We start from the raw sequence: 7,261 nt of genomic DNA on the forward strand, positions 1-7,261 counted from the left end.
GGGAGAGGTACGCCGTGTGTAAGTCAGCCGAAAAGCGGCATCAAAAAACTGAACGACCTCTTTGCGTGGCTGGGTGATGCCGTTGAGCAGCGTTGTGCGAATGGTGTGACACACTGCGTCTGGGAATCGACGCGGCTTGGCGTTTGAGTGTGGCCTGACGGAACCGTTGAAGACACCGTTCCGCGTTTGCAGTCGACCTACAAGCGACAATTATTGATCGTCATTTCGAAGATGCCGGACGCGCCGATTTCTTTGAGGCGTTCCATGACTTCGACGACTTCGCCGCGTCGGACCATGACTTGGATCGCACACCAGTCTTTGTCTTCGAGCGAGTTGATGGTCGGCGAGTTGAAACCGGGGGTGATCTTTTCCGCTTCGGCAAGTTGCGATCGCGGGATGTTGTATTCGACCAGGGAATAGTCTCGAGCGAGGACCACGCCTTCGAGTCGCGAAACCAAACGGTCGGCAACTTCTTTGCGGCGATGCGTTCCGTTTTGAATCAGCACGGTTTCGTAGTGGCCGATTTCTTCCAGGATCCGCAAGCGGTTGGCGGCCAGAGTGCTGCCGGTTTCGACCAAGTCGACGATCGCGTCCGCAACGCCAAGACGGATCATCGCTTCGACGCTGCCGGACAGCGACACCAGATGTGCTTTCGCGTTTTTGGTGGCGAGGTATTGCTCGGTGACGTGCGGAAAGCTGGTCGCGATCCGTTTGCCGTCGAGCTGTGCCGCGTCGGTGTAGTCTTCGTCATCGGGGACGCAGAACGCCAGTCGGCAGCGGCCGACACCAAACGCCATGCGTTGCTCGACGTTGGCCCCGGCTTCTTCGACCAGGTCACTGCCGGTGATCCCCATGTCGATGGCACCTTCGGCACACAAGGTCGGGATGTCATCGGTTCGCAAAAAGATCAGATCGATTGGCAGCCCGCTGACTCGAGCGAACAGGCCTCGATTTTGGCGGCGAAAGCTCAATCCTGCTTGGTTCAGCAGCCCGGTGGCCAGTTCGCTGAGTCGGCCTTTGCTGGGGATCCCCAAACGCAAGAAACTGTCGGGGTCAGAGCCGCTTCCGAGGGGGGCCAAAGTCGTCATGGGAACCAAAAAAGATCGAGAACCAAAATGTCAGTGAGGCGAAAAGAGTAATCGCTGAACTTGATTTTTGGCAGGTGTCTGTTTGGATCCCAGCGTATTCGGGCTCACGAATCGGCGGTGCCCGAGTCCTCTTTTGCCGGCCGGGAGGCTTTTTCGACCAGGCCCGAGGTGCCTTCTCGACGAGCCAGTTCGGCGGCAACTTCGTCGAGCTCGATTCCACGCCAGGCCATCAGGACCATCGCGTGATAAATCAGGTCACCGGCTTCGTAGATGGCGTGTTGGCGGCCGGCTTCGTCTGGTTCGTCGGCGGCTTCGATCAGTTCCTCGGCTTCTTCGCGAATTTTTCGACCGATCGCTTCGGCGCCACCGTTCATCAACTTGGTCGTGTAGGAGCCCTCGGGACGCTCCGCGGCACGGGTCCGCAGGGTGGCCATCAAACGATCCAGGGGGAGCAACGATTCGGGCATGGAATTTCCGTTTCAACGAAGGAGTGAGTTGCCCTGGCCAACATACTTCCGCCAACAAACGATCGGAACCCGCCGGGCAATGAAGCCCGCGAGTTCCGTTGTTGTTTTGCTGATTGAGCTCATGCTCAGGCGGTGAAGATCACCAAGGCATGACCGCGTTTTGTACAGGCGGTGTGTAGGGTTGCGGGATGTAGCGATTGTCGACCGCACGAGCGCGGCTGGTGCTGGATCGTCCGAACCATGAATTCGCGGTCGAGTTGGATCGAGCGTTGGACCAGTTGCCAAGTGCTTTGGCGGTGCTGCTGCTTCTCGAGAATCCACCGTGAGTGACCGCACGTGAATCGGCGTGTGATCGGGCTCTCCAGCCGTTGGCGTGCGAGCGACCTTGGCTGATTGCGACACCGCCGTTGGCGTAGGCGGAGCTGTTTCCGCTAGCGAATCCTCCGTTGCGTCCGCTGCCTCGCATGTCGGATCGAGCGTAGCCGCCGTTGGTGGCGTAGGAGCTGGCGTTCAGTCGAGTGTTGCCACGGCCGCTGGCGGTTGAGATCGCTGTGCCGCCGTTGGAGTAGCTGCGGGCGGTGACTTGAGCGTTGGCTTCGGCGGTCATCAAGCAAGCGGCTGCGACGGCGATGGCGAAGAGACGAGTGGACATGGCTGGGTTCCTCAGTGAGCGAGTTTCAAGAAGTTGTTTTGAAGGACGTTGTTGTCTTCACCGGAACCTTGCGAGAAACCCATCGCTAACCCCTCATCGTTTTTCGGTTTTTTTGTTTCCATCGTAAAAAGACGGCCAAACCGAAGCCGTCGACCGTTGGTGTTCGAGTAAGCTTCGCCAGGCGGATTCGCGTTTTTCCACAGAGATCGACGCTCCACACAATCGATGTTGAACGAACGAGGTGACCGTTTTGTCAGATGACCCGCCATCCAACGCAGAAGACATTTTTTTGGACGCCATCGATCTGCCCACAGCGGATCGAGAGGCTTATCTGCGGCAGCGGTGCGATGGAGATGCGGAGTTGTTGCGCCAAGTTCGCAACCTAATCGCAGCAGACGAAGCGGCTCAGGAAGACGAGTTCTTGAGGTCCAAGTTCATGCCGGCGTCGCCATTGATGCAGGTATTCGGGGACGACCAGCAGAACGACTCCGGCGACATCCCCGAAGAATACGCCGCCGTCAGCGAGTCCGCTCGTTTCCAAATCCTTTCGCGTCACGATGAAGGTGGGTTAGGCGAAGTCTTGGTCGCCCACGACCGGCAGCTCGACCGGGAGGTCGCGATCAAGCAGATTCGGCCGCAATGGAACGGGCACGAAGAAGCCAACGCACGCTTTCTTCGCGAAGCCGAGATCACTGGCCGGTTGGAACATCCCGGGATCGTGCCCGTCTATGCCATGGGGACTTGGAAGGACGGACGCCCATTTTATGCGATGCGTTTCATCGAAGGGCAAACGCTGCGGCAAGTGATTCGTGAATACCGTGATTCGTTGAAGGACGAATCGAAGCAGGCGAATTCTTCAAACGATGGCGAGCAGGCTCGTTCGTTGCGGACGATCCTGAATCGTTTCGTCGATGTTTGCAACACGATCGAATACGCGCACAGTCGGCGGATCATCCATCGCGATATCAAACCCGCCAACATCATGGTCGGTCCATACGGCGAGACGCTGGTGGTGGATTGGGGACTGGCGAAGCAGCTCGATGATGGTTCGGAGATTGCGGTCGCTGATAAGTTCGATGCGAAACCAGAAGCTTCCACGAAAGGCGAAAGCGATTCCAGCCACACGCGAGCGGGCGGGACCGTGGGCACGCCGCAGTACATGAGTCCGGAGCAAGCGAACGGAGATGTTTCCCTGGTTGGATGCCAAACCGATGTGTATCTGCTGGGGGCGACGCTGTATCAAATCTTGACGGGATCGCCGCCTCATCAAGACGATTCTGTTAGCCAGATTCTCCAGCGTGTTCGCCAAGAAGAGGTCACACCGCCACGTCGCCGCGATGCGAGTGTTTCAGAACCGTTGCAAGCGATTTGTTTGAAAGCGATGGCGAAGAAGCCTGCGGATCGTTACCCGAGCGTGGCCGCGTTGGCGGCCGATGTGGAACGTTGGTTGGGCGACGAACCCGTGTCGGTATTCAGTGATCCGTTGGCGGTGCGGATTGGACGTTGGGGGCGAAAGCATCGAACGCTGGCGACCAGCGGCGCGGTCGCTGCACTGTTGTTGATGTTCGGCTCCATCGCCGGAGCGGCGGTTTGGAGTTACCAAAGTTCGCAACGTCTGAAGGTTGAAAGCGAACGCAATCAAAAGGAATTGGAACTCACCATCGCGAATGCAAAGCGGTTGAACGAGATTCGCAATTCAGTGGACTCCGATTGGCAGGTCGCGGCCAGCGAGATCGAATTCGGACGTTATGAATCAGCGCTGGGCATTCTGCAGCGAGCATCCAAAACGTTGGAGGAAGAACCCGAGTTCAGCCAGGATCGCGATCGGATCGTCGCCAAGGCGGAACGCATGCAGCGGTTGGTTTCGTTCTACGATTTGTCGGAACAAGCCGAAGAGTTTGGGATCATGAGCCGTGACACGCAGGGAATCATGGCGGCCTCGAACGCGCTGAAGGCTCTCGGTATTTGGGAGCAACGCGATTGGTGGAACTACCTGCCCAATGAGGATCTGTCGGCCGATCAAAAGGACCAGTTGCTTTGGGACGCCTATCAACAGTGGATCATCTTGGACGGGATGTTGGTCAAGACGATTGGGACTCGATTGTTCGGGGTGATGAAACATTCCAATGGTGAATCGGATTCGAGTGAGCGTTTGTGGAAGGCCTGGACGGCGATGCAGACCAAAGCCGGCATCGCAGAAGCTCAGGCGGCCAAGGTTGTGAGCGAACGAGTCGAACTGTTTCGGCAATCGGAGGCGGTGCGGTGGTACCGCGGGATCGCGAATTTCCGTTTGGGCGATGGCAAATGGGTCAAAGGCGAAGAGCTGGGGACGGCGCGCAACGCGGCTGACGCGCAAAAGATCGGCATCATGTGTTTGCTGTCCGCCATGGACCCATCGTTCCGAGTGGTGTTCAAAGATTACAAAAACCTTGACGCCGTTGAAGGTGGACGCCAGTTGTTCCAGCGTTCGGCGTCACTGCGTCCGAACCACTATTGGACGCAGCTCACTCTCGGCCATCTCCAGTACTTCTCCGCGATCCAACAGCCTGAACTGACCTGGCAGAGCTATTCGTTGGCCATTCAAACCTTTGGGCGATGCATCGCGATCAATCCGGACAATTGCTTTGGCTACGCCGACCGTGCTGCTTTGTATCGGATGCAGGCGGATCTATTGCGAGACGATGAGTCGGTCGATCCGTCCATCCGCGAAGAACGGATTGAAGACCTTTTGTTGTGGAGCATGCAAGATGCGGAAAACGCATTCCGGCTGGGCGAAAAACAACCTTGGGTCGGATGGGTCTACGGCATGACCCTTTCCGCGATCGATCAAAACGAACTCGCCGTCGACGTGTTGCTGGAAACATGTCGGCAGTCGTTGGCTTTGGTGCCGGTGGTGGATTCCGCTTTGATTGCCGCAGAAGATTTGCGGGGACGATCCGATGCGATTCAGTTCGCAGAGCAAATGACGGAGCGGCATAAGGATCAGCCCGTATACCCGTTGCTACTGGCATCCATTCATCTGACACGCCAGCAGAATGATGTGGCTGAAGTGGTGTTGGACGAACTCCTTGAATCGGGACAAGTCCATCGGTTGTCGCCGCCCTTGCTGGCTCACGCGTTGGCGGCTCGCGGGATCATTCATTTGTCTGCCGAACGATTGGAACTCGCGGCGGAAGATTTTGAGAAAGCCAATCAGTTGGATCCGCATCACTTGTGGGCGGCCTACGGAATCGCTGCCTACAAGGATCGTTCGGGTGAGTACGAAGAAGCTCTCGGGCTCTACAAGCTGGCATCGAAGCTTGCGAAGCTGAGTGAACACCAGGCGGCATGTTTGTTGGGCATTGGACGGACGCAAGCCTATCTGCGGAGCTATCCCGAAGCGGCAGAATCGGTCCAAGCGGCTTTGGATGCACAGCCTGGTTGCGAAGTGCTGGGCGCGGTGCGGCCGTTGTATGACCGGCTGAAGGAATGGGCGAAGACGTCGCAGCCAAAGGAGGAGATGCGGCAACTGTCGGACTGGATCAAAGAAATCAACAAACTGCCGCGAGCGACGAAGGTGCTGATTGCGGACGGTGAGACGCCAACGCCTTACCAAGCATCGCTGCTCAACGGTGGCTTTGAGCAAGGCGGATGGAACTACTGGTCCAACGATCGAGGCATCGCGTGGATCAACGATCCGGGATATCGGTCTTTGGCCAGCGTCACCTCGTCTCAGGCTCACACAGGTGAGTATTCGATGCGGATCGTGGGTGATCGACCGTTGCCGGGTGAAGATGCGACGGGGGCTGGCGGCGAAACAATTCCAAAGGGTGGGCGAACCAAACAGGTTTTCCCGATTCCCGAAAATTCGCGGTGTGTTGTCTCGGTTTGGGCCAAGGCAAAAGATCTGGACGAAGATGCTGTGCAATTGATCGTCGATGGATCGCAGGTCCCGGTGACTTTGGAGTTGGCCGAGGGAACTTACGATTGGCAGAAATTCGAGACCGAAATTTACTTCGGTCGCTCGCCGGATCCGACGCTGACCAGCATTCCGATGGAGGTTCAGATTGTCTCGGCTGGCGAGGGCGAAGCGTGGTTGGATGATTTGACGGTGACGGTGTTCGACGCGGATTGAGCCTCAAAACAGGGTGTTTTGCCGTCTTTGGAAAAGTTTTGAATTTCGTGAGGGGATCCGAGAGGGGATCTCGCAAGTGTTTGTGAGCCGGCAAGTCAGCCGCTCGAACCACTTCCTGAAACCTTCTGCTTGCGAGAAAAACCATGTCCAAGATCGTCAATTTCAAAGTCCTGTCCGGTGTCGCTGCTCTCCTGTTCGTCGCGGCCACTTGCCAACCCGCTTCGGCACAGAGTGCTGGATCGTATGTCGATTTCCTCAATGGCGGAGCGAGTGCGGGTGCATCCGCGAACGGCCAGTGGAAATTTGCCAAATCGAAGAGCAGTTCCAAGAATGGCACCAACTTCGGCCATGGCTTTGGTGTGGGAGCCGGCCCCAACGGCATCTCGCTGTCGAATTCGATTGGGGTGGGCGGTAAAGGAGTCGGTGGGATCGGTCACAACCTGAACATGACCATCGGACGCAACGGAACACACATCAGCCACGGTGGTGTGACGTCACAAGGAAACGGTCGGATTTACACCGGTGGGAACACAGGGATTCGAAACACTGGCACGCAACGCGGCCAGATTTACGGCGGCAGCACGTCGAGCGGATTTGGCAGCCGCACCCGAGCTTGGTCGAACAGCCGCACCCGATATTGGAACCGCTGAACTGGAAGTTGAGCTGTGCTTCTCGCTTTCCTCGACCCTCCCGGAGGTCGTGCAGTTTTATTTCACCCTCCCTTTGGGAGGGTCGGCCCGCTTCGGGCCGGGGAGGGTTACGCGCTGGTTCCGATGCTCGACCCTCCCCTCGCTTCGCTCGACCCTCCCAGGGGGAGGGTGATGATAAACGCTTGGCAACACAGCAGTTTAAAACTGCACGACCTCCCCGGAGGGAGGGTGAAGTTTGGAAAGCGGGAATGACCGGGGTTCACCCAGTGAGCCGAAGGGCGTTAGCCCCG

At 57.5% G+C, this 7,261-nt stretch carries 6 protein-coding genes; 2 read left to right on the forward strand and 4 right to left on the reverse strand.

Translation table 11 applies throughout. From position 1 onward, the window contains the following. From B2R17_RS09125 to B2R17_RS09140, 4 genes are all read right to left on the reverse strand, one after another. On the reverse strand, positions 1–210 hold a 210-nt coding region (locus B2R17_RS09125), incomplete at its 3' end, for a hypothetical protein (RefSeq protein ID WP_286763749.1). Continuing rightward, entirely contained in the window at positions 198–1,088 is an 891-nt protein-coding gene (gene hisG, locus B2R17_RS09130; protein ID WP_286763750.1) for an ATP phosphoribosyltransferase, read from the reverse strand. The genes B2R17_RS09125 and hisG, both read right to left, overlap by 13 nt. 104 nt (positions 1,089–1,192) lie before the next feature. Then, positions 1,193–1,555 carry a phosphoribosyl-ATP diphosphatase gene (gene hisE / locus B2R17_RS09135; RefSeq protein ID WP_286763751.1) on the reverse strand — a complete coding sequence of 121 codons (363 nt, stop codon included), beginning with the start codon at positions 1,553–1,555 and terminating at the stop codon, positions 1,193–1,195. 139 nt (positions 1,556–1,694) lie between these two features. Continuing rightward, a complete protein-coding gene (locus B2R17_RS09140; protein WP_286763752.1) occupies positions 1,695–2,207 on the reverse strand; it encodes a hypothetical protein in 513 nt (170 codons plus the stop codon). A gap of 241 nt (positions 2,208–2,448) precedes the next feature. Here B2R17_RS09140 and B2R17_RS09145 point away from each other — a divergent pair, with 241 nt between their 5' ends. Both B2R17_RS09145 and B2R17_RS09150 read left to right on the forward strand, forming a co-directional pair. Continuing rightward, a complete protein-coding gene (locus B2R17_RS09145) occupies positions 2,449–6,321 on the forward strand; it encodes a serine/threonine-protein kinase (RefSeq protein ID WP_286763753.1) in 3,873 nt (1,290 codons plus the stop codon). A 143-nt stretch (positions 6,322–6,464) separates the two neighbouring features. Continuing rightward, positions 6,465–6,971, forward strand: coding sequence for a hypothetical protein (locus tag B2R17_RS09150; RefSeq protein ID WP_099260366.1), 507 nt, complete (start codon positions 6,465–6,467; stop codon positions 6,969–6,971). Positions 6,972–7,261 lie beyond the last annotated feature (290 nt).

The sequence above is a fragment of the Rhodopirellula sp. UBA1907 genome (assembly GCF_002337565.1).
Classification (GTDB): Bacteria; Planctomycetota; Planctomycetia; order Pirellulales; family Pirellulaceae; genus Rhodopirellula; species Rhodopirellula europaea.